Raw genomic sequence first — 1,042 nt, forward strand, 5'->3', positions numbered from 1 at the left:
GAGTTCGGGGCTGTAGATCACTTGATTGGCTAAAGCCTCTATAGGCAACAACCGGTTGAGTTCCCAAGCCCTGTAGACAACCGTCGACCCATCACCAGAAGAGATTACTTCTCGCGTATCCTTGAACACAACATACTCGGGTGGACCAAAACACAACCCGAGGACTGCAGCTACCCCAGTTAGTGTAATGAACAGCCTCAGTCTGGCGCCGCCAAAAAAATAGACTGCACAAAAAAGGATCAATGCTAATACTAAGAGCTTCATGGGTTATCCATGTTCAGAAACAGGGGCGGGAGGCTTGAAGGGATTATCGAGAGTGGCCGCCCCAATGACAATAAGCGCCAGTTCTATTAATGATTTTTTTGCAATCTATTACAATTGGTTAAGGGGGCCGAACCTGTCAACCCAATAAAGGATAGGAGGCTTGACCAGCTCGTATCCAGCGACAACTTCCGCTCACAAAAGTTGATCCGTCTTCACGCGCACTTAAAATCCCGACCGAGAGGCCAAGCACAGACAAGGGAGTAATCAACGGTAATTATCGTTAGCGCACTACAACAGTAGGAAGCAAGCCGCCGACTTACCGCTGTCCGATTTCCGGACACCCGTTATCTAACAGGTGCGAACAAACGATGGGAGCGTAAACTAGCCAAAACGAAAGGAAAAAGCCGGCTTAGGGCACCGATCAAATGTCCTGTTCCCGGACATCCAACTCCTATCAGTCTTGTGCCCGAAGTCGGCGTTAATCGGTCAAAATACTGATAAATAGGACTTTTTTATATTGGCGAGTTTTGGAGCAAGTAATTGATCGTGCGGATTTTTGGTCGATTGAGACCGTTTGCTATCGGGTAGTAACGGCGCCCTCCGGAGGCGGAGGTCAGAGGCTCCCTGTCTTCTCGCCAGCGTCGACGATTATTTGTCGAGCCTCCTGCATTCAAGCACATTGCTCTGCAACCCACCCTGGTTACGGGATAGCTGTAGTGGTCAACTAATCCCGGACAGTATTTTAAGTTTTTCTTCCGCAATCACCGGTGGCATGCCT

Annotated in this window: 1 protein-coding gene; it reads right to left on the reverse strand. The window is 49.2% G+C overall.

All coding sequences use genetic code 11. The features are described from left to right. On the reverse strand, window positions 1-264 hold a 264-nt coding region (locus DIT71_RS18320), incomplete at its 3' end, for a hypothetical protein (RefSeq protein ID WP_227538203.1). Window positions 265-1,042 lie beyond the last annotated feature (778 nt).

This window comes from Marinobacter vulgaris (genome assembly GCF_003344045.1).
In the GTDB taxonomy this organism is placed as follows: Bacteria; Pseudomonadota; Gammaproteobacteria; order Pseudomonadales; family Oleiphilaceae; genus Marinobacter; species Marinobacter vulgaris.